Source organism: Agromyces agglutinans, from assembly GCF_009647605.1.
Classification (GTDB): domain Bacteria; phylum Actinomycetota; class Actinomycetes; order Actinomycetales; family Microbacteriaceae; genus Agromyces; species Agromyces agglutinans.
Genome location: NZ_WJIF01000016.1, coordinates 1 through 24,019 on the forward strand (window position 1 = coordinate 1; position 24,019 = coordinate 24,019).

The 24,019-nt window shown below is 70.5% G+C and carries 22 protein-coding genes; 6 read left to right on the forward strand and 16 right to left on the reverse strand.

Annotated features, from left to right (window positions below; genetic code table 11):
- Together GE115_RS17485 and GE115_RS17490 are read right to left on the reverse strand one after the other, a co-directional pair.
- Positions 1 to 172: class II aldolase/adducin family protein (locus GE115_RS17485; protein WP_172979999.1), on the reverse strand; the 172-nt coding region annotated here is incomplete at its 3' end.
- 263 nt (positions 173 to 435) lie between these two features.
- A complete protein-coding gene (locus GE115_RS17490; protein ID WP_312855347.1) occupies positions 436 to 1,533 on the reverse strand; it encodes a LacI family DNA-binding transcriptional regulator in 1,098 nt (365 codons plus the stop codon).
- Positions 1,534 to 1,704: 171 nt separating this feature from the next.
- On the opposite strand from GE115_RS17490, the gene GE115_RS17495 reads away from it, so the two are divergent.
- On the forward strand, positions 1,705 to 2,229 hold the full coding sequence (locus GE115_RS17495) for a hypothetical protein (RefSeq protein WP_153686048.1): 525 nt from the start codon (positions 1,705 to 1,707) through the stop codon (positions 2,227 to 2,229).
- On the opposite strand, the gene GE115_RS17500 is transcribed toward GE115_RS17495, so the two are convergent.
- The 7 genes from GE115_RS17500 to GE115_RS17530 form a co-directional block, all read right to left on the reverse strand.
- Positions 2,171 to 3,562 carry an MFS transporter gene (locus GE115_RS17500; RefSeq protein ID WP_312855348.1) on the reverse strand — a complete coding sequence of 464 codons (1,392 nt, stop codon included), beginning with the start codon at positions 3,560 to 3,562 and terminating at the stop codon, positions 2,171 to 2,173. The genes GE115_RS17495 and GE115_RS17500 overlap by 59 nt on opposite strands.
- Positions 3,563 to 3,590: 28 nt before the next feature.
- On the reverse strand, positions 3,591 to 4,421 hold the full coding sequence (locus GE115_RS17505; RefSeq protein ID WP_153686049.1) for an aldo/keto reductase: 831 nt from the start codon (positions 4,419 to 4,421) through the stop codon (positions 3,591 to 3,593).
- Positions 4,422 to 4,473: 52 nt separating this feature from the next.
- Positions 4,474 to 5,418, reverse strand: coding sequence for a cyclase family protein (locus GE115_RS17510; protein ID WP_153686050.1), 945 nt, complete (start codon positions 5,416 to 5,418; stop codon positions 4,474 to 4,476).
- Complete coding sequence (locus GE115_RS17515; RefSeq protein ID WP_312855349.1) at positions 5,415 to 6,767, reverse strand: APC family permease; 1,353 nt, start codon at positions 6,765 to 6,767, stop codon at positions 5,415 to 5,417. The genes GE115_RS17510 and GE115_RS17515 overlap by 4 nt, the downstream gene beginning before the upstream one ends.
- 86 nt (positions 6,768 to 6,853) lie before the next feature.
- Entirely contained in the window at positions 6,854 to 8,011 is a 1,158-nt protein-coding gene (locus GE115_RS17520) for a cystathionine gamma-synthase (RefSeq protein ID WP_153686052.1), read from the reverse strand.
- A 40-nt stretch (positions 8,012 to 8,051) separates the two neighbouring features.
- Positions 8,052 to 9,425 carry a cystathionine beta-synthase gene (locus GE115_RS17525; RefSeq protein ID WP_153686097.1) on the reverse strand — a complete coding sequence of 458 codons (1,374 nt, stop codon included), beginning with the start codon at positions 9,423 to 9,425 and terminating at the stop codon, positions 8,052 to 8,054.
- 159 nt (positions 9,426 to 9,584) lie between these two features.
- Entirely contained in the window at positions 9,585 to 11,012 is a 1,428-nt protein-coding gene (locus GE115_RS17530; protein ID WP_153686053.1) for a sugar porter family MFS transporter, read from the reverse strand.
- A gap of 291 nt (positions 11,013 to 11,303) precedes the next feature.
- On the opposite strand from GE115_RS17530, the gene GE115_RS17540 reads away from it, so the two are divergent.
- Both GE115_RS17540 and GE115_RS19175 read left to right on the forward strand, forming a co-directional pair.
- A complete protein-coding gene (locus GE115_RS17540; RefSeq protein WP_312855350.1) occupies positions 11,304 to 11,975 on the forward strand; it encodes a thioredoxin-like domain-containing protein in 672 nt (223 codons plus the stop codon).
- On the forward strand, positions 11,972 to 12,676 hold the full coding sequence (locus GE115_RS19175) for a DUF305 domain-containing protein (RefSeq protein WP_312855351.1): 705 nt from the start codon (positions 11,972 to 11,974) through the stop codon (positions 12,674 to 12,676). The genes GE115_RS17540 and GE115_RS19175 overlap by 4 nt, the downstream gene beginning before the upstream one ends.
- A gap of 183 nt (positions 12,677 to 12,859) precedes the next feature.
- Here GE115_RS19175 and GE115_RS17550 read toward each other — a convergent pair whose 3' ends face one another.
- The 5 genes from GE115_RS17550 to GE115_RS17570 all read right to left on the reverse strand — a co-directional run bounded on the left by GE115_RS17550 (position 12,860) and on the right by GE115_RS17570 (position 18,767).
- Positions 12,860 to 13,228, reverse strand: a complete 369-nt coding sequence (locus GE115_RS17550) for a hypothetical protein (RefSeq protein WP_153686055.1) — start codon at positions 13,226 to 13,228, stop codon at positions 12,860 to 12,862.
- 44 nt (positions 13,229 to 13,272) lie between these two features.
- Entirely contained in the window at positions 13,273 to 15,246 is a 1,974-nt protein-coding gene (locus GE115_RS17555; RefSeq protein WP_172980003.1) for an ABC transporter ATP-binding protein, read from the reverse strand.
- A gap of 91 nt (positions 15,247 to 15,337) precedes the next feature.
- Positions 15,338 to 16,327, reverse strand: coding sequence for a carbohydrate ABC transporter permease (locus GE115_RS17560; protein WP_153686056.1), 990 nt, complete (start codon positions 16,325 to 16,327; stop codon positions 15,338 to 15,340).
- Positions 16,324 to 17,292, reverse strand: coding sequence for a carbohydrate ABC transporter permease (locus tag GE115_RS17565; protein ID WP_153686057.1), 969 nt, complete (start codon positions 17,290 to 17,292; stop codon positions 16,324 to 16,326). Before GE115_RS17565 ends, GE115_RS17560 begins: the two co-directional genes overlap by 4 nt.
- A gap of 116 nt (positions 17,293 to 17,408) precedes the next feature.
- On the reverse strand, positions 17,409 to 18,767 hold the full coding sequence (locus tag GE115_RS17570) for an ABC transporter substrate-binding protein (RefSeq protein WP_153686058.1): 1,359 nt from the start codon (positions 18,765 to 18,767) through the stop codon (positions 17,409 to 17,411).
- 276 nt (positions 18,768 to 19,043) lie between these two features.
- Here GE115_RS17570 and GE115_RS17575 point away from each other — a divergent pair, with 276 nt between their 5' ends.
- Positions 19,044 to 20,069 carry a LacI family DNA-binding transcriptional regulator gene (locus tag GE115_RS17575; RefSeq protein WP_153686059.1) on the forward strand — a complete coding sequence of 342 codons (1,026 nt, stop codon included), beginning with the start codon at positions 19,044 to 19,046 and terminating at the stop codon, positions 20,067 to 20,069.
- A 19-nt stretch (positions 20,070 to 20,088) separates the two neighbouring features.
- Here the strand turns inward: GE115_RS17575 and GE115_RS17580 are convergent, their stop codons facing one another.
- Positions 20,089 to 21,336, reverse strand: a complete 1,248-nt coding sequence (locus GE115_RS17580; RefSeq protein ID WP_312855352.1) for an MFS transporter — start codon at positions 21,334 to 21,336, stop codon at positions 20,089 to 20,091.
- Positions 21,333 to 21,809, reverse strand: coding sequence for a MarR family winged helix-turn-helix transcriptional regulator (locus GE115_RS17585; protein WP_153686060.1), 477 nt, complete (start codon positions 21,807 to 21,809; stop codon positions 21,333 to 21,335). Before GE115_RS17585 ends, GE115_RS17580 begins: the two co-directional genes overlap by 4 nt.
- A gap of 276 nt (positions 21,810 to 22,085) precedes the next feature.
- Between GE115_RS17585 and GE115_RS17590 the strand changes: the two genes are divergently transcribed.
- Positions 22,086 to 23,015: a carbohydrate ABC transporter permease gene (locus GE115_RS17590; protein WP_153686061.1), complete on the forward strand. Its 930-nt coding sequence runs from the start codon at positions 22,086 to 22,088 to the stop codon at positions 23,013 to 23,015.
- Positions 23,002 to 23,937 (forward strand): carbohydrate ABC transporter permease, encoded by a 936-nt coding sequence (locus GE115_RS17595; protein WP_153686062.1) that lies wholly within the window; start codon positions 23,002 to 23,004, stop codon positions 23,935 to 23,937. Before GE115_RS17590 ends, GE115_RS17595 begins: the two co-directional genes overlap by 14 nt.
- Positions 23,938 to 24,019: the final 82 nt, after the last annotated feature.

Genomic DNA, 24,019 nt, shown 5'->3' on the forward strand with positions numbered 1-24,019 from the left:
ACGAGACGCCCGACGGCTTGATCACGAACAGGTCGGCACCCGGAACGCGGCCCGAGACATTGCCGCCCGTCCACACCACCAGGCCGTACCGAGTCAGCTCGGCGTGCAGTCGCGCGACGTCGGCGCGCACGCGGGCGATCGCGACCTCGACCTGGGGTCCGAACGAGCTCATCGCGCCGCCTCCGAGATCGCGACCGCGATCGAGCCGCCGGGGCGGCGGCTGTGCGCGACGGGGGCGGCGAACACGTGGACTCCTTCGTCAGGGGCGGTGCTGGACTCGGCGCCGGAACGGGCCCGGGTGCGTGCCGAAGCGTTCGACGCTTTCGTGTGACACCCGATGTGACCGTTCACATGGCGGTGCCCATAGTAACCCCAGGGCCGATCGAACTGTCAACTCGGCCGAATCACGGAACGGTAACGCCGCTCGGAACGCGGTCAGAATGCCGGCCGCCCGGTCGACGCGCGCACGACGAGCTCCGGCACGATCGTCTTCGGCCCGGCCGGGGCCGAAGGCTCCCCCGGCGCGGTGCCGGCGTCGCCGGCACCGCCCGGGCCGCCCGCCGAGGCCGCCGCCTCGGACGGGGCATCCGCATCGCCGATCAGCAGCGACACGCAGCGCCGGCCGAGCTCGGCGAAGTCCTGGCGCACCGTCGTGAGCGGCGGCCAGAAGTGCGCCGCCTCGGGGATGTCGTCGAAGCCGATGATGGACACGTCGCGGGGCACGTCGAGGCCGGCGTCGTGGATCGCGTGCATGAGCCCGAGCGCCATCTGGTCGTTCGAGGCGAAGATCGCCGTGAAGTCGCGCACCCTGAGCAGCTCCCGGCCCACGTGGAAGCCGAAGTCCGCCGTCCAGTCGCCGAGGATCGGCGCGGTCGTCGGCACGTCCTGCGCGCTCATCTCCTCGAGGAACCCGCGCATGCGAGCCTCGGCCTCGATCCAGTCCTGTGGGCCGGTGAGGTGGTAGATGTTGCGGTGCCCGAGCTCGATCAGGTGCCGCGTGGCGAGTCGCGCGCCGGCGATCTGGTCGACCGAGAGCGCATGGTCGGGGTCGCGCCCGGTCGACTGCAGCGTCACGTAGGGCACGTCGATCGACAGCTGGGCGAGCGTGTCGAACACGCGCACCTGCGGCGCGATCACGACGAGCCCCTCGATGCCCTGCGCGGCGAGGTGGGCCAACCCGTCGGCGATCGACGCGGGGTCGGAGGCCTCGATGTTCGCCGTGCTCACCCAGTACCCGGCGGCCCGCGCGGCACCCTCGATCGCCGCGATGCTCGAGGCCGGGCCGTACTGGGTGCTCGTGCTCGACGCCGACAGGATGCCGAGCGTGCGCGACCGGTGCGTGACGAGCGCCCGCGCGGCGCGGTTGGGCGTGTACTGCAGCTCGGCCATGACGTCGAGCACGCGCTGCTTGGTCTCGGGCCGGATGCTCGGATGGTGGTTCAGCACGCGCGACACCGTCTGGTGCGAGACGCCGGCGAGGCGCGCCACGTCGCGGATGCTGGGGGGCCGGCCCCGCTGCGACTCTGCTGTCACGGCGACCTCGTTCACGTCACGGCATGTGCACGGTCACATGCGACGTGCACCAGTATGCCCGAAGTCCGCGAACGGCATGTGACGGTCACACATGTGACGGTCACATGGGCGAACGGGCCGTCTTTCCGCTCCGGATGCCACGGATCCCGGCTGCGGGGTGACAATGGGGCGGTGTCCGACTACATGAGGAACCTGCCGCTCAGCTGGAAGGAGCGGCGCGACGAGTCCGACGTGCACTCCGACTGGCGGGCCGAGCTCGACGAGGTGCTCGCGCAGGGCGAGGCGATCTCGGCCGGGCTCGGCGACGGGGCATCCGATGCCGCCGACGCGCTCGCCGCGAGCCTGCGCGCACTCGGCGCCGACAGCCGTGCGCGACGCAAGGTGCCCGTGCGCCTGCTGGCCCGCGGGGTCCTCGACCTCCTCGCGCTGGCGCGAGAGGCATCCGTTCGACCGCCCCTCGCCGAACGCACCGGCGGAGCCGTCGCCCTCTACCTGGCCGCCAAGGCGCCGACCGAGATCCGGGCGGTCACCCGCGGCCACGCGCTGCGCGCGACCGACGCCGATTGGGAGTTCGGCCACGGGCCGGTGCTCGAGGCGCCGGCGGTCGAGATGATCGAGTTCCTCGCGGGCCGCAGCCTCAGCGCACCGCGGCCGGCCGCACCCGAGGGGCCAGCAGCACCGCCAGCACCGCGATGACGACGGTCACGACGAACTCGACCGTGTAGCCCGACGAGGCGGCGATGGTCGCGACGAGCGCCGTCGCCGTGATCGCGACGACTGATCCGAGCGACTCGCCGATCGTCAGCGCCGCCGAGTTGAACCCCTGTTCGGGCTGCGGCGACTGCGACAGCACCGCGACCGAGAAGCGCGGGTACATGAACCCCATGCCGGCGCCCGCGACGGTCCACGCGGCGAAGGCGACCGCCGGGTGCCACCGCATCGCCGCGCCCGCGAGGATGACCGCGAGCGCGACCAGCAGCAGGCCCGTGCCGATGCGAACCGCGGCGGTGTTCGAGACCCGATCGACGAGCCGGCCCTGGAGCCACGACGCCGCGGCCCAGCTGAGGCCCGCACCGGTCAGCACGGCGCCCGCGAGCGCCGGCGGCATGCCGTACTCCTCGCGGAACATGGCCGGCAGGTAGACCTCGGTCGCGAAGAAGGCGCCGCCCACGATCGCGCGCAGCATGATCGTCGCGGGCATGCCGCGGCGCACCAGCAGCGTGCCGCGCGGCACGAGCGGGCGGACGGCGATCACGATCACCGCGATCGACGCCACCGCGACGATGCCGCGCCACGGGTCGGGCAGTTCCTTCGCGAGACCGAGGACGAGGGCCGCGAACGCGGTGACGACCGACCACGCGATCCGGCCGATGCTCCACGGCACGGCGGGGTCGCCCCGCAGCCGCTCGCGCTCCTTGGCGAGCGGCGGCAGGATCATCGCGGCCACCGGCAGGATCAGCACGAGCACGCCGAGGAATACCCAGTGCCAGCTCGTCGCCTCGGCGATGACGCCGGCGAGCGCGGGCCCAACGATCGACGGGATGACCCAGGCGGCCGCGAATCCCGCGAACACCTTGGCCGTGAGGTACTCGGGGTAGACGCGCGCGACGACGACGTAGAGCGGCACGATCACCGCGGCGCCGCCGAGGCCATGCACGAATCTGCCGACGACGAGCAGCTCCATGCTGGTCGCGGTGCCCGCGATGAGCACGCCCACGAGCCAGACGACCGCCGAGGCGAGCAGGGCCGGCATGGGCCCCGAGCGGTCGACCCAGTTGCCCGCGATGACCATGCCGACGACGCCCGAGGCGAGCGGCATCGAGAACGCGACCGCGTAGAGCGCCCAGCCGTCGAGGTCGTCGGCGACGAGCGGCATGACGGTGGTGACGGCGAGCGCCTCGAACGCGGCGAGCACGATGAGGGCGAACATGCCGAGGCTGAGCCACCGGTACGGCGCCGACAGCACGCCCGGCCGACGCGCGGGAGCGGCTTCGGGCGATGCGGGCGGCGTCGAGGGTGCTTCGGTCACCCGATCGAGCCTACGACGTGCCTCGCGGTCACATCTCCTCGTGCGTGTCGGGGTCGCCGCCCCAGAGCCGGCCGCGTTCGAGCGCCGCGATGGCCTCGACCTCTTCGGGCTGCAGCGCGAACCCGAACACGTCGAGGTTGGCCCGGCGCCGCACGGGGTCGGCCGACTTCGGGATGGGGATCGCCTCGAGCTCGACGTGCCACCGCAGCACGACCTGCGCGGGCGTCACGCCGTACCGAGCCGCGAGCTCGGTGATGACCGGCTCCTGCAGCAGCTCGCTGCGCTTGGCCAGCGGGCTCCAGCTCTCGGTGCGGATGCCGTGCTCGTCGTGGAAGGCGCGCAGCTGCGCCTGCGGGAAGTAGGGGTGGAGCTCGACCTGGTTGACGACCGGGAGCAGGCCCGTCTCGCGCTCGAGCCGCTCGAGCATGGGCTGGGTGAAGTTCGAGACGCCGATGGAGCGCACGAGGCCCTTCTCGCGCAGCGTGATCATCGCGCGCCACGTGTCGACGTACTTGTCGGCGCTGGGGTTCGGCCAGTGGATGAGGTAGAGGTCGACCCACTCGAGCCCGAGCCGGCGGCGCGACTCCTCGAAGCTCGTGAGCGTCGCCTGCGACCCGTGGTGCCGGCCGGGCAGCTTCGTCGTGATGACGAGGTCGCTGCGGTCGACCGTCGTGCGCGCGATCGCCTCGCCGACCGCCGCCTCGTTGCCGTAGTTGTAGGCCGTGTCGATGAGGCGGTAGCCGTCGTCGATCGCGGTGAGGATCGCCTCGACCCCCGGCTCGTCGTCGAGCCCGTAGGTGCCGAGCCCGAGGGCGGGGATCCGGTTGCCGTCACGAAGGGCGTACTCGGGCGCGGTCATTGCTCCATCCTCACGCACCCGGGCGACCGGCGCCACCGCGCCGCACGAGGATTCAGGAATCCGTCGGCACCGCAGGGAGCTCGGCGAAGGCGCGCACGGGGAACGTTCCGAAGCCCTCGATGCGCGGTGGCACGGCCGTGAACCGGGCGCCGCGCGCGGGCACGCGCTCGAGCGCGGCGAGGTGCTCGACGACGTGGATGCCCGCGTCGAGCAGGATCGAGTGCGCCGGCCGCTCGCCGCCCGACTCGGTGTCGTCGATGTTGAGCGAGTCGATGCCGACGAGCGCGACGCCGACGTCGGCGAGGTACTGCGCGCCCGCGCCGGTGAGGAACGGCGCGCCGGTCGCGTACGCGGGCGTGCCGAACCGGCTCACCCAGCCGGTGTCCAGCAGTACCGCGGCGCCGCGCAGGTCGCGTTCGAAGAACACCTCGGCGGGGATGCCGCGCTCGGTCGCGTCGGCGAGGTGGAAGACCTCGGCCCGCAGCCCCACGAGGGTCTCGAGCGGCAGCGAGGCGAGGTCGCCGCCGCCCTCGTACCGGTGGAACGGGCTGTCGAGGTACGTGCCGGTGTTGCCGGCGAGGTGGATGACGTCCATGCGGAACTCCGTGCCGGGCGCGTAGTTCGCCCGCGAGGCCTCGCGCGTGAGGTGCGGCGTGATCGTCGGCGCGGGGATGCCCGGGTAGGTCACGAGCCCCTCGCGGATCGGGTGGCTGAGGTCGACGAGCTCGCCGCGGGCCGGGGCATCCGCTCGCTCGCCGGGCTCGCCGACCGCGTCGGCGACGCCCCGCGATCCCTTGTGCGCCTCCTCGACGACCTGCAGGTTCGTCAGGGCGACGGATGCCACGAGCGCGAGCCCGAGGTGACGCACGAGCAGTTCGGCGACCTGGGTCTCGGTCACGTCGGCCGAGGGCAGGTCGAGGCGGAAGCCGTCGGCCCGCAGCCCTCCCCCGTTCACGAACGCGATGTCGGCGTCGAAGGCGGCGCGGTACTGGGTCATGCGGTGGGCTCCTCAGGGGCGGGGATCGAGGCGGTTCGGCGAGCGCGGATGCGCCGCACCACGGTCACGACGACGGCGGCGGCCGCGAGCAGCAGCGGCACCAGCAGGTTCGACCAGGCCAGCACGAGCAACCCCACGGTCATCACGGTGGCGACGACGGCGAGCCACCAGCCGAACGACCAGCGCCGCAGGAGCAGGGTGGCGGCGACCATGCCGGCCGCGTAGATCGCGACCATGTTCGACGTGTGGACGAGGATGAAGGCCGTCAGGTCCAACCCGTTCGCGAGCATGAGCGCGAAGTACACGGCGACGAGGCCGGCGGTGAGCAGCAGCGCTCGGCGCGGCACCTCGCCGGCGGCCGCGCCCTTCGCGAAGAAGCGGGGCAGGTCGCCGTCGCGACCGAGGGCCGCACCCAGCTTGGCGAAGGCGGGCAGGTACGCGTTCATCACGCCGAGGCAGACGATGGCGGTCACGATCGCGACGAGCGTCGACCCGATGCCGGGCGCGGTGGAGTCGACGAGGTCGAGCAGCGGCACGACCCCCGTGCCGGCCTCCTCGCCGAGCACGCCCACCGTCACGACCTGGAGCCCGAGGTAGCCGGCGCCGACGACGACGATCGCGATGCCGGTGGCGAGCGGGATGATGCGTCGCGGGTTGCGGAACTCGCCCGCGATGTGGGTGCCGACCTCCCACCCGGCGAACGCCCACACGAAGAGGCTGATGGCCGTGCCCACACCCGCCCACCCGTGCGGGAGGAACGGCTGGAAGTTCGAGGCCTCGACGGCCGGGAAGGTCACGCCGACCACGCCGACCACCGTGGCGATCAGCAGCCCGGTCAGCGCGAACTGCGCCCACCCGGCGACGCGCACGCCGAACCAGTTCGCCACGAACGGCGGGATGAAGACGGCCAGGGCGATGATCGGCACGGCCGAGCGGTCGACGCCGAGCACGGCCACCACGTACTCGCCGCCGAGCACGGCGAGCACGGGCGCGCCGACGCAGACGCCGAAGAAGAACCAGTACCCGGTCATGCGCGCGGCCGTGTCGCCGAGCGTGCGGCGGACGTAGCTCGCGACGCCTCCCGCGTCGGGGTAGCGCGATGCGAGGGCTGCGAAGGTTCCCGCGAGCGGGATCGACAGGACCAGCACGGCCGCCACGGCGACGATCGAGGCGGGTCCGGCGGCCGCGGCGGCGAGGCCGGGGAGCACGAGGATGCCGGTGCCGAGGACGCTGGCGATGTACAGCGCGGTGCCCTGCCCGAGGCCGAGACTGCCGCGGCCCGCCGGTGGGTGGTCATAGGCCGGGTCGGCGGCGATCGCCGGGCCCGTGGCATCCGTTCTCGTGGTCACCTGCTCAGTTTGGAGCATCCGAACGCGCCGTGTCGCTGGCAGGCAGGACACGCTTCATCGAATTCCTGCCACCGATGCCGCGCGTGCTACAGGCGCGCGAGCGCGCCGTCGATATCGGCGAGCAGGTCGTCGACATCCTCGATGCCGACCGACAGCCGCACGATCGACTCGGGCACCTCGGCCTCGGTGCCGCGCACCGACGCGTGGGTCATCGACCACGGGTGGTTCACGAGCGACTCGACGCCGCCGAGCGACTCGGCGAGCTGGAACAGCTCCGTCGACTCGGCGAACCGGCGCGCCGCCTCGCCGCCGCCGGCGAGCTCGATCGAGAGCATGCCGCCGAAGCCCGACATCTGGCGCGCCGCGAGCTCGTGCCCCGGATGCGACGGCAGGCCCGGGTAGAACACCCGGGCGATGCCGTCGTGCGATTCGAGCCGCTGCGCGATCGCGAGGGCGTTCCGGCTGTGCCGCTCCATGCGCACGCCGAGCGTCTTGATGCCGCGGGTCGTGAGGAACGCGTCGAACGGCCCCGAGACGGCGCCGGCCGCGAACTGCGTGAACCCGACGCGCTCGGCCAGCTCCTCCTGCCCGGCGGCGAACACCAGCGCGCCGCCGACCACGTCGGAGTGGCCGCCCAGGTACTTCGTGGTGGAGTGCGCGACGACGTCGGCGCCGAGCGCGATCGGCTGCTGCAGCGCTGGGCTCGCGAACGTGTTGTCGACGACGGTCAGCACGCCGCGCTCGCGGCCGAGCGCGGCGAGCGCCGCGACGTCGGAGATCTTCATGAGCGGATTCGACGGCGTCTCGACCCAGAGCACCCTGGTCGCCGGCTCGATCGCCGCGCGCACCGCGTCGAGGTCGCTCGTGTCGACCGTCGAATGGCGGATGCCCCAGGCCCCGAGCACGCGGCGGACGAGCCGGTGCGTGCCGCCGTAGACGTCGTCGCCGATCACGACGTGGTCGCCCGGCGCGAGCACCGTTCGCAGGAAGGCGTCCTCGGCAGCCAGGCCGGACGCGAACGAGAGGCCGCGGACGCCGCCCTCGAGCGCCCCGAGCTGCGACTCGAGGGCCGTGCGCGTGGGGTTGCCGCCGCGCGAGTACTCGTAGCCGCTCCGGAGCCCGCCGATGCCGTCCTGCACGTAGGTCGAGGTCTGGTAGATCGGTGGGATGACCGCGCCCGTCGTCGGGTCGAAGGCCTGGCCCGCGTGGATCGCGCGGGTGTCGAAGCGTGCGTCGTCGTGCATGGGATCGTTGCTTTCGCGGGTCGGGACGGTCGGTTGCGGGTCAGTGGGAGAGGTAGGCGAGCAGGTCGCTGCGCGTGATGACGCCGAGCGCCTTGCCGCCATCGGTGACGAGCAGCGCCGGCGCCGAGCCGAACGCCTGGCGCGCGGTCACGACGGGCTCGTTCACGCCGATGAGGGGCAGCGGGTCGCCGACCACCGTCTCCACCTTGTCGGTGAGCTTCGCCTCGCCCGTGAAGACCAGGTCGAGCAGCTCCTGTTCGCGCAGGGATCCGCGCACCTCGCCGAGCACGACGGGCGGCTCGGCCGAGATGACGACCAGCTGCGAGACGCCGGTGCCGGTCATCCGGTCGATCGCCTCCCGGATGGTGTCGCCGGGGTACGCGTACACGAGCGGCGCCGTGCGGTCGGCCTTGGACGCGAGGACGTCGGCGATCGTGTGGCCCTCGGGGGCGTTGCCGAAGCCGTAGGCCCGCATCCACTTGTCGTTGAAGATCTTGCCGAGGTAGCCGCGACCGCCGTCGGGCAGCAGCACGACGAAGACGTCGTCGGCGGTGACCTCGGGACGGGCGGCGGCCTCGAGCGCGGCGACGACGGCCATGCCGGACGAACCGCCGACGAGGATGCCCTCTTCCCGAGCCAGGCGACGCGTCATCGCGAACGACTGCGCGTCGGTCACGGCGATGATCTCGTGCGGCACGGCGGGGTCGTACGCCCCGGGCCAGAAATCCTCGCCCACACCCTCGACGAAGTACGGCCGGCCGGTGCCGCCCGAGTACACCGACCCCTCGGGGTCGGCGCCGATGATGCGCACGCGGTCGCCCGAGGCCTCTCGCAGGTAGCGGCCGGTACCGGTGATGGTGCCGCCCGTGCCGACGCCGGCGACGAAGTGCGTCACCCGCCCGTCGGTGTCGCGCCAGATCTCGGGACCGGTCGTCTCGTAGTGCGAGCGAGGGCCGTTGGGGTTCGCGTACTGGTTCGGCTTGAACGCGCCGGGGATCTCGCGCACGAGACGGTCGGAGACGCCGTAGTACGACTCGGGGCTGTCGGGCGCGACCGCGGTCGGCGTGACCACGACCTCGGCGCCGTAGGCCGTCAGCACGTTGATCTTGTCTTCGCCGACCTTGTCGGGCAGCACGAAGACGCAGCGGTAGCCGCGCTGCTGGGCGACGAGCGCGAGCCCGACGCCGGTGTTGCCCGAGGTCGGCTCGACGATCGTGCCGCCCGGCTTCAGGTCGCCGCTGGCCTCGGCGGCATCGATGATGCGCGCGGCGATGCGGTCCTTCGAGGACCCGCCCGGGTTCAGGTACTCGAGCTTCACGAGGACCGTGGCATCCGTCACGCCCTGCGTGACCCGGCCGAGCTTGACGAGCGGGGTGTCGCCCACGAGGTCGACGATGGATTCGGCGTAGTTCATGTTCATGCTGTGTGTTCGTTCCTGTCAGTCACCGGCTCTGGTGGAGAGCGCCGAACAGCGAGCGGATGCTGCGCGCGGCGTTTCGGAAGGGGTCGCCTGCCTAGCGACGACAACACAGCAGTGAAGAGCTCACGGAGACCACCATACAAGGCGGCGCGCTCAGGGCGATGGCCGCTTCGCGGATCTCCTGGCTGAGCCCTTCGCGGGGAACAGCGTCTCGGATTCCTCGAGCGACATGCCGTTCGTCTCGGGCACCTTCGCGAAGACGAACGCGAACGAGAGCGCCGCGAACGCGGCGTACATGCCGTAGGTGAACAGCAGCGAGAAGTCGCTGAGCGCCGGGAACGTGACCGTCACGATGAAGTTCGCGATCCACTGCGCGGCCGCCGCCAGGCCGAGGGCCCGCCCGCGGATGCGGTTCGGGAAGATCTCGCCGAGCAGCACCCACACGAGCGGCCCCCACGAGAAGCCGAAGAACACGACGAACAGGTTCGCGGCGACGAGGGCGACGGGCCCCCAGCCGCCCGGCAGCGACACCTCGCCGTCGACCTCGACCGAATTCGCGAACGCGAGCGCCATCGTCGCGAGGCTCACCGTCATGCCCGCCGAACCGACGAGCAGCAGCGGCCGGCGACCGACCCGGTCGACGAGCGCGATCGCGACGAACGTGACGAGGATGTTCGTGACCGACGTGATCACGCTGATCGTCAGCGAGTCCGACTCGTCGAACCCGACCGCCTTCCACAGCGTCGTCGAGTAGTAGAAGATCACGTTGATGCCGACGAACTGCTGGAACACCGACAGCAGGATGCCGATCCAGACGATGCCCTTGAGCCCCAGCACGGGGCCGCGCAGTGCGCCCTTCGCCTTGGCGGCCTGCTCGTCGGCGTGCATCGAGGCGCGGATCTCGGAGATCGCACGGTCGACCTCGGTCGGCTGGATCTCGGCGAGGATGCGCCTGGCCTCGTCCTCCTTGTCGACCGTCATGAGGTATCTCGGCGACTCGGGCAGCAGCAACGCGATCACGCCGTAGACGACCGCCGGCACGACGCCCGCGAGGAACATCCACCGCCACGTCTCGAGTCCCCACCACAGCGGTTCGGATGCCCCGCCCGCGAGGTTCGCGAAGATCGCGTCCGAGAGGAGCGCGGCGAAGATGCCGAACACGATCGCGAGCTGCTGCAGCGACGCCAGTCGCCCGCGAGCCCGGCGCGGCGAGATCTCGGCGATGTACGCCGGCGAGACGACGGATGCGATGCCGATGCCGAGGCCGCCGACGAGGCGCCAGAGGATGAGGTCCCAGACGGCGAACGCGTAGCCCGAGCCGATCGCCGACACGAGGAAGAGGATCGCGCCGATCATCATCACCGGGATGCGCCCGTACCGGTCGGCGAGGCGGCCCGCGAGTTCGGCGCCCGCGGCGCAGCCGAGCAGGGCACTCGCCACCGCGATGCCCGTCAGCGTCGCCGAGAGGTCGAACTGCGCCTGGATCGCGTCGACCGCGCCGTTGACGACCGAGGAGTCGAATCCGAACAGGAACCCGCCGACCGCTCCGGCCGCCGCCAGCGCGATGACCTTGGCGTTCATGCCGCTGCCGCGACCGGCCAGGTCGACCGGTCCCGTTCCGGCTCCCGTTCCGGCTCCGGCTCCGGCTCCGGCTCCGGCTCCGGCTCCGGCTCCGGCTCCGGCTCCGTGCTTGCGTGCCTCGATCTCGTCGACCATGTCGTCCCCCTTCGACAGGCCGAGCCTATCGTCGGGATCGGCACGGCCCCCCGGCGCAGGTGGCTCACAGCTGCATGCACTCGAATGGTTCGGGACCGCCGCGTAGCCTGAGACTGCGACGTGTCCGCCGCATCCCCCGACCGGAAGGCCCCTCCCGTGAGCGCCAGCCCCTCGACCGGCTCCTCCCGACCGACCGCCAAGCAGCAGCGAGCCGCCGAGCGGGAACGCAAGCTCGCCGAGTACAAGCGCCAGGAGGCGCGCCGCAAGCGCAACCGCAAGCTCGCCATCGGCGGCGGCATCCTCGCGGCCGTGGTCGTGGTCGGCCTCGTCGTCGCGGCGTTCGTGCTCGCGCCGAAGCCCGCGAACTACACCGCCGGCGGCTCGGGTGCGCAGATCGAGGGCGTCGAGACGTTCGACAACGCGTCGGCCCACGTGCCGGGCGCCGTCGACTACCCCCAGACGCCTCCCGCCGGCGGCGAGCACAACCAGGTGTGGCTCAACTGCGGCGTGTACACCGAGCCCGTGCCGAACGAGAACGCCGTGCACTCGCTGGAGCACGGCGCGATCTGGGTCACGTACGACCCGTCGCTGCCGGCCTCGGAGCTCGAGACCCTGAAGGCCGCGCTCCCGTCGACGTACGTCGTGCTCTCGCCGTTCGATGGGCTCCCCTCCCCGATCGTGTTGAGCGGCTGGAACGTGCAGCTCCAGGTCGACGAGGCGGACGACGCGCGCGTCGGCGAGTTCCTCGAGGAGTACTGGAAGAGCGACCTCGTACCCGAGCCCGGCGCGCTGTGCACGGGCGGCGTGGACGCGCCCGGCAAGGCGTGAGCGACGCCGAGCCGAGCCGTCGGCGGCCGGCGCGGCTCGCCGCGCTCGTCGCGGCGGGCATCGCGCTCGTCGTCGTCGCGATCGTCGCCTTCTCGTTCGGGCGGCTCTCGACGCTCTCCGACCCGACGCCCGCCGACCGCAGCGCCGACGCGGGGTTCGCGCGCGACATGCAGGTGCACCACCTGCAGGGCGTCGAGCTGGCGATGCTGATCCGCGACCGCTCGGAGGCCGACGACATCGCGCACCTCTCGTACGACATCGCCACCAGCCAGGCCCAGCAGGCCGGCCAGATGTACGGATGGCTCGAGCAGTGGGGTCTCTCGCAGGCCGGCTCGGAACCGTCGATGACGTGGATGACGCGGCCCGCGCGCGGTGGGTCCGACGGGTCGGGCCACGATGGGCATTCGGATGCCTCGGGGTCGGCCGCCGCGGGCGCCGCGACGGCGCACGAACCGGGTTCGCCGATGCCGGGCCTCGCGACCCCCGAGCAGGTCGCGCAGCTCGAGGCGTCGACGGGCGTCGAGGCCGAGGAACGCTTCCTCGAGCTGATGATCGCCCACCACCGCGGGGCCGTCGAGATGGCCGAGGCGGCGCTCGACCGGGCCGACTCCGGCGTCGTGTTGAACCTCGCCCGGGCGATCGTCGCGAGCCAGTCCTCCGAGATCGAGCTGATGGAGCGCATGCTCGCCGAGCGCGAGTGAACCTCGATCGGGCTCCTCCGGCAACCACCCAACTCACCGCGCCCGGGGGCCACTCCACGCCACGGTCTACCTGTCGACAAATCGACCCGCTACAAGTCGACAGATCGACAAATCGACCCGCTACAAGTCGACAAGAAGACCGCGCGCGTGGACGTCCTCCCCCACCCCGCGGAAATCAGCGCGCTACGGGCCGAGGAACCCGTGCCGCTCGAGCACGGTGTCGATGAGCACCTTGAGCGCCGGCTTCGCGTCGACGTTCGAGTACTTCACCGCAACGTTGCCCTTGCCGCCCTTCGCGCCGGGGATGTCGGCCTGCGCCTGCGCGATGAGGTCGAAGTCGATCGCGTGCGTCGCGAAGTGGTCCTTCGCGGCCGTGAACATCACGTACCCCTTCTGGTAGCTGTCGAAGAACCGGTACATCGGCACCTGGCGGAACATGATGGGCGAGAGCCGCGGCGCGCGCTCGTCGACGTACGACCAGAACTCGGTGAGCCACGGCCTCCCGATCTCGGGAGCGTTCCGCAGGTAGGCCTCGGGCGATTCGGTGACCATGCGAGGAGGGTACCGCGTCGCGCGCCCGGCCGACCGGTTCGGCGCTACTCCGCCACCGAAGCCGCCTCCGCGACCCCGGCCGACGCCTCCGGCACCGACCCCGGCACCGACGCCGGCACCGAAGCCGGCGCCTGCGCCAGCTGCTGCCGGTACAGCGCCTCGTAGACGCCGCCTGCCGCGATGAGCTCGGCGTGCGTGCCGCGCTCGACCACGCGGCCCTCGACGATCACGAAGATGACGTCGGCCGCGACCACGGTCGAGAGCCGGTGCGCGATGGCGATCGTCGTACGGCCGCGGGCCGCGTCGTCGAGCGCTTCCTGCACGACGCGCTCCGAGATCGTGTCGAGCGCGCTCGTCGCCTCGTCGAGCACGAGCACGGGCGGGTCCTTCAGCAGCACGCGGGCTATCGCGATGCGCTGCTTCTCGCCGCCAGAGAGCCGATAGCCGCGCTCGCCGACGACCGTGTCGTAGCCGTCGGGGAACGAGGCGATCGTCTCGTGGATGTTCGCCGCGCGAGCGGCGGCCTCGAGCTCGGCGTCCGAGGCATCCGGCTTGGCGTATCGGAGGTTCTCGGCGATCGTGGCGTGGAACAGGTAGGTCTCCTGGCTGACGATGCCGATCTGCGAGACGAGCGACTCCTGGCGGAGCTCGCGCACGTCGACGCCCGCGAAGCGCACCGACCCCCCGGATGCCTCGTACAGCCGCGGCACGAGGTACGAGACCGTCGTCTTGCCAGCGCCGGAGGGGCCCACGAACGCGGCGTACTCTCCCGGCTCGATCGTGAACGAGACGTCGTCGAGGGTGGGTCGGGCACCGGCCGGGGCATCCGGATACGCGAACGACACGTGCTCGAACTCGACGCGCCCCAGTGCGGCGTCGGCCGGCACCTCGCGCGCGTCGGGCGCATCCACGATCGCCGGCCGCAGGTCGAGGTACTCGAAGATGCGCGCGAACAGCGCGCTCGAGGTCTGCAGATCGAGCGCCACCCGCATGAGCCCCATCAGCGGGAACAGCAGCCGCGCCTGCACGGTCGTGAAGGCGACGATGGTTCCGGCGGTGACATCCGCGCCGCCCGCGATGAGCCAGCCGGCCACCAGGTAGACGATCGCCGGGACCGACGACATGAAGATGCCGACCATCGCGAAGAACCACTGCCCGGTCATCTGCTGCTTCACCTGCAGCCGGATCTGGTTCGCGTTCTCGTCGGCGTAGCGGTCGATCTCGCTCTGCTGCCTCGTGAAGCTCTTCGACAGCAGGATGCCCGAGACGCTCAGCGTCTCCTGCGTGATCGCCGTCATCTCCGACAGCGACTCCTGCGTCTTCGCGGCGACCTTCGCCCGCACGAGGCCGACGCGGCGCTGCGCGAACACCATCACCGGCAGCAGCACGAGCGCGATGATCGTCAGCTGCCAGTTCAGCAGCAGCATCGCGACGAACGCCGAGATCACGGTGACGGTGTTGCCGAGCACGCTCGACACCGTATTCGTCAGCACGGATGCCACGCCGCCCACGTCGTTCTGCAGCCGCGACTGGATCACGCCGGTCTTCGTGCGCGTGAAGAAGCTGAGCTCCATGCGCTGGAGGTGCGTGAACAGCCGCACCCGCAGGGCGCCCATCACCCGGTTGCCCACCGTCGCGGTCAGCCAGGTCTGCCAGACGCCGAGCAGCGTCGACACGACGAACACGATGATCATGGCGAGCACGAGCCAGCCGAGCACCGGCAGGTTCGGCGGGGATGCCTCGCCGTCGGCGCCCACGGGGAACAGCCCGTCGTCGAACGCGCGCTGGGTCAGCAGGGGCGGCACGACGCTCAGCGCCGCGCCGATGAGCACGAGCACGACGGTGACGATGAGCGCGGCCTTGTGCGGGGCGAACAGCTCGCCGATGCGGCGCATCAGGTGCGGGATGCGCGGCGCGTCGGCGTTCTCGGCGCGCTGCGACGCCTCGTCGGCGCTCGAGATGCGGGTGCGCGGCTTGCCGAACTTGCCGGTCTGGCTGCCGGGCGGCGACTGGTGCATGCTCACTGCTTCACCCTACGCGCGCGCACGCAGACGACAGACGGATGCCGCGGGCCGGGCCCGCGGCATCCGCTCCCCCTGCCCGCCTGGGTCAGCCCTTGGTCGCCCCCGCGAGGAGCCCTCGGACGAAGTAGCGTTGCAGGCCGAAGAACACCGCGAGCGGGATGATCATCGAGATGAAGGCGCCGGCCGTCAGGCGCTCCCACTCCTGGCCTCTCGAGCCGACCATCTCCGCCAATCGTTGGGTGAGCGGCGCGACGTCTTGCGTGCCGCCCGAGAAGATGAGCGCGACGAGCAGGTCGTTCCACACCCAGATGAACTGGAAGATCGCGAACGACGCGATCGCCGGGGTCGCCAGCGGCAGCACGATGCGGAAGAAGATCTGCCCGTGCGTGGCGCCGTCGACGCGCGCGGCCTCGATGATGTCGCCCGGGATCTCGGCGATGAAGTTGTGCAGCAGGAAGATCGCCAGCGGCAGCCCGAACATGGCGTGCGCGAGCCAGACCGGTGCGTAGTTCTGCTCGGGGATGATCGGCACGACGTCGTGCAGCCAGGCCTGCATCGGCCGCAGCCAGGTCGAGAAGATCTGCAGCAGCGGCACGAGCGCCATCTGCAGCGGGATGATCTGCAACGCGAACACGAGGACGAAGAGCGTGGTCGCGCCCTTGAACTTGATCCACGCGAACGCGTAGGCGGCCATCGTGGCGAAGACCAGCGGGATGAGCGTGCCCAGCAGCGCGATCGCGATCGAGTTGACGATGTAGGCGCCGAGTTGCGGCGACGACTGCGACGTCGACAGCAGCACGTCCCCGTAGTTCTCCAGCGTGAACCCGGGGTTCTCGAAGATGGTCCACCAGCCGGTCGTGCGCACGAGCTCGCCGGGCCGGAACGACGAGATGAGCAGGCCGAAGGTGGGAATGGTCCAGACGACCGCGATGATCAGCGACACGATGGTCGCCGTGCGCGACGTCAGGCGCTTCTTCACCCGCGCGGTCTTCGTGCCGCCGTACTCGGCCTGCTCGGCCTGCTCGAGCGAGCCGACGTCTTTGCCGACGGGAAGGTCGGCGGGGGCGATGCTCATCGGATCTCCCTCTGCTTGCGAAGCACGTTGACGTTGTAGACCACGATCGGCAGCACCAGGAGGAACAGGATCAGCGCGAGCGCCGAACCACGGCCGACCTCGCTGGCCCGGAACGCCTGCGTGTACATCTCGTTCGCGATGACCGAGGTGTTGAAGTTGCCCGCCGTCATCGTGCGCACGATGTCGAAGACCTTCAGCGTCGCGATCGAGATCGTGGTGAGCACCACGACGAGCGACCCCCGGATGCCCGGGACGGTGACGTTGATGAACCGCTGCCACGCGTTCGTGCCGTCGAGCTCGGCCGCCTCGAGCTGCTCGGTCGGCACGCCCTTGATCGCCGCGCTCAGCAGGACCATCGCGAAACCCGTCTGGATCCAGATCATCACGATGATGAGCAGGAACGTGTTCAGCGGATCGGTCTGCAGCCACTGCACCGGTTCACCGCCGAACGCGACGACGATGCCGTTCAGCAGGCCGATCTGGTCGCGGCCCGGCGACTTGTACTCGTACACGAACCGCCAGATGATTCCGGCACCCACGAACGAGATCGCGATCGGCATGAACAGGATGACCTTGTAGTACTTCTCGCCGCGCGACTTGTCGATGAACACGGCGTAGGCCAGGCCGATGATGGTGGAGATCGTCGGCACGAACAGCACCCAGATGACGGTGTTGATGAGGGTGCGGATCGCCGTCGGCTGCGTGAAGGTCCAGATGAAGTTGTCGAGGGTCCAGTCGCCGCTGCTGTCCTGGAAGGCGAGCAGCGACGTGCGGATCGCGGGATAGATGAGGCCGATGGTGACGAAGATCAGCGCCGGAGCCAGGAACCCCGCGAGCTGCCAGTAGTCGCGGCCGCGCTTCGGCGCCTTGTCGATGAAGAAGATGAGGAGGCCGACCACCGCGGCGAACACCGCGAGCCCCATCACCACCTGCAGCAATTTGCCGAGCAGGTCTTCCGTCGTCATCGTGCCTCCCGATTCTCCGTTGAATTCAGCCGAAGCTGGGTAGCCGAGGGGCGGGGTTCGCACCCCGCCCCTCGATCATTCCGCGCCGGACGCGCAAGCGCCACCCGGCGCGCGGACTAGCTCGCGGGCCAGCTGGCCTCGATGGTGTCGAGGACCTGCTGGGTCTCCTCGCCGGTGACCCAGGCCACGATGCCCTTCCAGAAGGAGTCGGCGCCGACGGCACCGGGCATCAGGTCGGAACCGTCGAAGCGGAACGTCGTCTCGGGGTCCTGGAGGATCTCGATCGACTGCACCAGCAGCTCGCTCGACGCGTTCTCGGGGTCGACGCCCGTGTTCGCGCTGATGACGCCGCCGAGGCTCACCCGGTTGTTCGCCCAGGTGTCGCTCGACAGGTAGGCGCGGACCGCCTCGACCTCTTCGGCGTCGCGGAACGCGACCACGATCTCGCCACCACCCGTGACCGACAGCGGGTCGTCGGCGTTGGCCGGCGGGGTCAGGAAGCCGAACACGTCGCCGTCGGACGCGACCTCGACCTCGTCGCCGCCCTCGGGGTTCCAGAAGGTCTCGTAGAACGAGGCCTGGTGGTGCAGCGAGCACTCGCCGTCGATGATCGGGAGGCCGGCCGTCTGGAAGGCCTCGGTCACGAGCGTCGACACGTCGCCGATGCCGGCGTTGACCATCTCCTCGCTCTTCAGGTACTCGCCGACCGCGTCGAACGCCTCAGCGACCCGCGGGTCGTTGAAGGGAATCTCGTGCGTGACCCACTGGTCGTAGACGTCGGGGCCGTGCATGCGCAGCATGTAGTCCTCGATCCAGTCGGTGGCGGGCCATCCGGTGGCGTCACCCGACTCGAGGCCGACGCACCACGGGGGCGAACCCTTGTCTTCGGCGATCTGCTCGGAAAGGGTCTTCAGCTCGTCGAGCGTGGCGGGGATCTCGTAGCCGTTCTCCTCGAACTCGGCCGGCGAGTACCAGACGTAGCCCTTGATGCTCGCCATGAGCGGCGCGCCGTAGAACGTGTCCTCGTAGGTGCCGTACTTCTTCCAGTCTTCGGACCAGAACTCGTCGGTGTTCGCCTCGACCGCCTCGGAAGCCGGGATGAGCCAGCCACCCGCCGCGAGGCGGTTCATGAGGCCGGGCTGCGGCACGAAGCCGATGTCGGTCGCGTTGCCGCCCTCGGCGAGCACGGCGATCTGTGCCTCGAACTCGCTGGAGCCCTGGTAGTCGATCGAGATGCCGGTGCACGTCTCGAAGTCGGCCCACGACTCGACGAGCCGGTCGGCCTCGAGGTCGAGGATGGTGCCGCTCGCGGTGACCTCGGCGCCGTCGAACGTGCCGTACTGCTCGTAGTCGGCGCAGTCGACCTCGGCGGCGTCCTGCTCCGCGATGTCGCCCGTGCAACCGGTGAGGGCCAGTCCGACCGCGGCGGCCGCCACGACGGGCACCATCCACCGGCGATGCCGTGTGAGTCTCATGTCGTCTCCTCGTTGAGTGTGAATGCAGGTGGGCCCCGATCCCCCGGAACCGTTTCCAGCGACCACGCTAGGACACAGTCGTCGTCGCGCACAAGGCGACGACGGTCACGATCCGGAAACCATGCGCGCCGAGCCCGGCGAAACGGTGAGAGCGCGATCACGATCGGAGATGACGCCCGGCGCGACGGCTCGCTTGACGAGTGGAACCGGTTCCACCGCTGCTCGGGAGCGAGCGCTATGCTCGGCAGCGGGAACCGCCCGATGGAGGGAGGCGCGATGGCCGCGATCAGCGATGTCGCGCGTCTCGCGGGGGTCTCGAAGGCCACGGCGTCGCGCGCGCTCTCGGGTCGGGGCCACGTCGCGCCGGCCACTCGGCACCGGGTCGAGCAGGCCGCCGCCGAGATCGGCTACATCGCCTCCCCCGACGCCGCCAGCCTCGTCACCGGCCGCACGATGAACGTCGGCGTCGTCATCCCGTACGTGAACCGCTGGTTCTTCGGCGAGGTGCTCGAGGGCGTCGAGACCGCCCTGCTGGCAGCCGGCTACGACCTCACGCTCTACCACCTCGGCGAGCCGGGGCCCGAGCGGCGGCGGGTGTTCGACTTCTTCCTCGCCCGCAAGCGGGTCGACGCCGTCCTCGCCGTCGGCATCGACCTCGCTCCGCACGAGGTCGAATCGCTCGATCGCCGCGAGAAGCCGATCGTGCTGCTCGGCGGCAGCGGCGCCGGTGCGGCCCGGCTGTCGATCGACGACCGGGCGATCGGCCAACTCGCCACCGAGCATCTGCTGCACCTCGGCCACACGCGCATCGCGCACCTCGCCGGGCTGGGCGCGGCCGCCCACGGCCACAGCGTCCCGGGCCTGCGGCGCCGCGGGTTCCTCGAGGCGATGTCGGCGGCCGGCCTCACCCCGGCCGGCCGGGCGCACATCGTCGAGGCCGAGATGTCGCTGCCCGGCGGCTACGTGTCGGGGCTGCAGCTGCTCGGACACCCCGGCCGCCGCCCGACCGCCGTCTTCGCGGCCTCCGACGAGGTCGCCTTCGGGCTCATGCGCGCCGCCGACCGGCTCGGCATCTCGATCCCGGGCGAGCTCTCGGTCATCGGCGTCGACGGGCACGAGTACGCCGACCTCTTCGGCCTCACGACCGTCGAGCAGCACCCGGCCGAGCAGGGCGCGCTCGCCGTCGAGGTGCTGCTGCGCCTGCTCGGCGAGGGCGACGCGGTGGACCCGCTCCCCGACTCCGGCGCCCCGCTGCCGACCCGGCTCGTCGTGCGTTCGAGCACCACGAGCGCGCCCCGCTGAGCGACGCCGGGCGCCCTCCTCAGGCCGCGTCGCCGATGAGGATCGCCTCGGCCTCGGCCGGGGCATCCGTCTCGGTCTCGTCGGCGTCGGCCCGGGCGAGCGCCTTCGCGCTGCAGACGACGATCACCGCCGCGACGAGCACCGACGCCGCGCCGGCCCAGTACGGCGCGGCAGGCGAGAGCAGCTTCGCCAGCTCGGTCGCCGCGGGCGGCGCGATGGCGCCGCCGAGGAAGCGCACGCCCGAGTACGCACCGGATGCCACGACGCGCGGCAGCTCGGTCGCGCCCATGACGCACTCGGTGAGCACCGTGTTGAGCACGCCCAGCACGAGCCCGCCCGCGATGATCAGCCCGACCAGCACCGCGACGTCGTCGATGAAGAGCGCGCACGCGGCGAGGTCGAGCGCGAGCAGGGGCAGGGCGACCCAGAGCACGCGTGAGCGGCGCACGCGCGCGGTCAGCCATGGCGCGACGAACACCGAGGTGATCGCAAGGCCCACGCCCCAGCCGAAGAAGGTGAGCCCGAGTCCCCAGACGTCGAACATCAGCACGAACGGCGAGTAGGCCAGCATCACGAAGAAACCGATGTTGTAGAAGAGCGCCGCGAGGGCGAGCGCGAGCAGCGTCGGGTTGCCGAGCGCCCTGACCGAGGCGCTCAGCTTCGTCGGCCGGAACTCGGCCGGGTCGTCCTTCCGCAGCAGCACCGTGATCGCGATGAACGCGAAGGCCATGAGCGCCGCGGTGCCGAAGAACGGACCGCGCCAGCTGACGTCGCCGAGCGCGGCGCCCACGAGCGGGCCGATCGCGATGCCGAGGCCGAGCGCCGCCTCGTAGAGCACGATCGCCGCACCGGTGCCGCCCGAGGCCGCTCCGACGATCGTCGCGAGCGCCGTCGAGATGAAGAACGCGTTGCCGAGGCCCCAGCCGGCGCGGAAGCCGATGATCGCCTCGACGTCGTTCGAGAGGCCGGCGGCGGCGGCGAACACGATGATCAGCGCGAGGCCGATGAGCAGCGTCTTCTTCGGACCGATCCGGCTCGAGACGAAGCTCGTGACGAACATCGCGAGTCCGGTGACGGCCAGGTACGCCGTGAACAGCATCTCGGCCTCGGTGGGCGTGGCCTCGAGGCTCTCGGCGATCGCCGGGAGGATCGGATCGACCAGGCCGATGCCCATGAACGAGATGACGCTCGCGAACGCGACGGCCCAGACCGCCTTCGGCTGCTTCAGAATCGATCCGGATGCCCCGTGCGCCGTGCCGCGGCTCACGCGACGGCCCCCTCGCGCGCAGCGACGTCGGCACGCTCCATGCGGGCGCCGAGGATCGCGACGGCCGTTTCGAGCACGCTGCGCTCGGCGTCGTCGAGGTCGGCGAAGTGGGGGGCCATCGCCGCGGAGAGCTCCTCGCGCCACGCGTCGAGGGCGGCGAGCCCGCGCGGATCGGCGGAGATCAGCCAGGCGCGGGCGTCGCCGGCATCGGCGATGCGCCGCACCCAGCCGCGCTCGTCGAGCGCGTGTACGAGCTTGGTCATGGTCGGCTGCGAGACGCGGCTGACCCGTGCGAGCTCGCCCAGCCGCATCGCCCCGAGGTCGCGCAGGACGCTGAGCGTGCGCCAGGTGGCGGGAGACTCCGCACTGCCGGTCGCAGTGGCGGCCAGGCGCGTAAGCCGGTGGTTGACCGCGACGAGCCGGCCGATGAGGTCGGTCAGCCGCGGATCGGTGGAGGCATCCGTGAACTGCATAGCCCAACTATATAGGCGATCTATGCATATGCGGCCCACCCGACGATTCCGCGCATTCCCGCGGGTGTGAGAAACCCCTTTCTCGGAATCGGTCTCGATCTCGGCATCAGTTTCGGGAAAGCGGTTGCGAACGCCCGAGGACATGGGGTAGAAACGTCTCCAGTCGCTGAGATAGCGCTTTCTCAGACGGTGATCAACGAAGATGACTGGAGCATCCGTGCCAGAGATGACAACCCCCGGCGGGCCCGCCCGCCCGCTGCATCGGCGAGGCGGCGCATGAGCGCCCTCGGCGAGCTGCGCAGCTTGAAGGGCGCGGCCGCCCCCAAGCAGCGCAAGCAGAACAAGGCGGCCTTCCTCTTCCTGCTCCCGTGGTTCGTCGGCCTCGCGCTCATCACCGTCGGGCCGATGGTCGCGTCGTTCGCGCTCTCGTTCACGAGGTACAACCTGCTGAGCCCGCCCCGGTTCAACGGCGTCGAGAACTACATCCGGATGCTCGAGGACGAGCGGCTGCACAAGGCCCTGGTCGTGACCTTCCAGTACGTGCTGGTCTCGGTTCCACTGCAGCTGGGTCTCGCCCTCGTGCTGGCCCTCGTGCTGGACCGCGGCCTCCGCGGCCTCGCCCTGTACCGATCGGCCTTCTACCTGCCGTCGCTGCTCGGTGCGAGCGTCGCGATCGCCATCCTGTGGCGCCAGCTCTTCGGCGTCGACGGGCTGATCAACATCGCGCTCGGATGGTTCGGCATCGAGGGCCAGGGCTGGATCTCCAACCCCGAGACCGCCCTCGGCACCCTCATGATCCTGAACGTCTGGACCTTCGGCGCCCCGATGGTGATCTTCCTCGCCGGCCTGCGGCAGATCCCCGTCATGTACTACGAGGCGGCCTCGGTCGACGGCGCGAACCGCATGCAGCAGTTCCGGCACATCACGCTGCCGATGCTGACACCGATCATCTTCTTCAACCTGATCCTGCAGCTCATCGGCGCCTTCCAGTCGTTCACCCAGGCGTTCGTCGTCTCCGGCGGAACGGGCGGCCCCGTCGACTCGACGCTGTTCTACACGCTGTACCTCTACCAGCAGGGCTTCGCGAACCTCAACATGGGGTACGCCTCGGCCATGGCCTGGCTGCTCCTGGTGATCATCGCCGCGCTCACCGCCATCAATTTCTGGGCCTCGAAGTATTGGGTGTTCTACGATGACCAAGACTGACCCCTCGACCGACCTCGCGCCGCTGACCGAATCGGTCGTGACCGGACTTCCGCCCGAGCGAGTGCGCGAAGCGCGCCGCCGCCGGCATCCGTTCCGCAAGCCGGTGACGAGCATCCTGCGCCACGCGTTCCTCATCGCGGCCGCCGTGCTGATGCTCTACCCGGTGATCTGGATGGTCGTCAGCTCGTTCCGCCCGACCGAGCTGATCTTCCGCGAGGCCGGCCTCGTCTTCGACAGCTTCGAGATCTCGAACTACGTCGAAGGATGGAACGCCCTGTCGTACCCCTTCAACGTGTACCTGCTGAACTCGGGGCTCGTCGTCGTCGGCTCGATCATCGGCAACCTGGTCTCGTGCTCGCTCGCGGCCTACGCGTTCGCCCGGCTCGAGTTCACGGGCAAGAAGTTCTGGTTCGCGATCATGCTGCTGAGCATCATGCTCCCGATCCACGTGATCATCGTGCCGCAGTACGTCATGTTCTCCCAGCTCGGCTGGGTCAACACGTTCCTGCCGCTGATCGTGCCGAAGCTGCTCGCGACCGACGCGTTCTTCATCTTCCTGATGGTGCAGTTCATCCGCGGCATCCCGCGCGAACTCGACGAGGCCGCACGCATCGACGGGGCGGGGCATCCGCGGATCTTCCTGCAGATCATCCTGCCGCTCATGGTGCCCGCGCTCGCGACCACCACGATCTTCACGTTCATCTGGACCTGGAACGACTTCTTCAGCCAGCTGATCTTCCTGACCAAGCCGAGCCTCTACACCGTGCCGCTCGCCCTGAACGCGTTCCAGGACGCGCAGAGCTCGACCGACTTCGGCGAACTGTTCGCGATGAGCGTCGTCTCGCTCATCCCGATCTTCCTGATCTTCCTCTTCGGCCAGCGGTTCCTCATCAAGGGCATCGCCACGACGGGGATCAAGTGACCGGCCCCACCGGTCGCACCACCATCACCATCCGCACCACCAGCACCACGCTCATTCCCCGAGCACCTCACGACAGCACCAG

Coding starts and splice junctions, on each gene's coding strand:
- GE115_RS17505 (WP_153686049.1), bottom strand. CDS start 4,421: ATGACCGCGCCCGAGTACGCCCTTCGTGACGGCAACCGGATCCCCGCC.
- GE115_RS17560 (WP_153686056.1), bottom strand. CDS start 16,327: ATGAGCATCGCCCCCGCCGACCTTCCCGTCGGCAAAGACGTCGGCTCG.
- GE115_RS17530 (WP_153686053.1), bottom strand. CDS start 11,012: ATGAACGCCAAGGTCATCGCGCTGGCGGCGGCCGGAGCGGTCGGCGGG.
- GE115_RS17510 (WP_153686050.1), bottom strand. CDS start 5,418: ATGACCCAGTACCGCGCCGCCTTCGACGCCGACATCGCGTTCGTGAAC.
- GE115_RS17595 (WP_153686062.1), top strand. CDS start 23,002: ATGACCAAGACTGACCCCTCGACCGACCTCGCGCCGCTGACCGAATCG.
- GE115_RS17590 (WP_153686061.1), top strand. CDS start 22,086: ATGAGCGCCCTCGGCGAGCTGCGCAGCTTGAAGGGCGCGGCCGCCCCC.
- GE115_RS17520 (WP_153686052.1), bottom strand. CDS start 8,011: ATGCACGACGACGCACGCTTCGACACCCGCGCGATCCACGCGGGCCAG.
- GE115_RS17525 (WP_153686097.1), bottom strand. CDS start 9,425: ATGAACTACGCCGAATCCATCGTCGACCTCGTGGGCGACACCCCGCTC.
- GE115_RS17550 (WP_153686055.1), bottom strand. CDS start 13,228: ATGGTCACCGAATCGCCCGAGGCCTACCTGCGGAACGCTCCCGAGATC.
- GE115_RS17555 (WP_172980003.1), bottom strand. CDS start 15,246: ATGCACCAGTCGCCGCCCGGCAGCCAGACCGGCAAGTTCGGCAAGCCG.
- GE115_RS17585 (WP_153686060.1), bottom strand. CDS start 21,809: ATGCAGTTCACGGATGCCTCCACCGATCCGCGGCTGACCGACCTCATC.
- GE115_RS17575 (WP_153686059.1), top strand. CDS start 19,044: ATGGCCGCGATCAGCGATGTCGCGCGTCTCGCGGGGGTCTCGAAGGCC.
- GE115_RS17565 (WP_153686057.1), bottom strand. CDS start 17,292: ATGACGACGGAAGACCTGCTCGGCAAATTGCTGCAGGTGGTGATGGGG.
- GE115_RS17570 (WP_153686058.1), bottom strand. CDS start 18,767: ATGAGACTCACACGGCATCGCCGGTGGATGGTGCCCGTCGTGGCGGCC.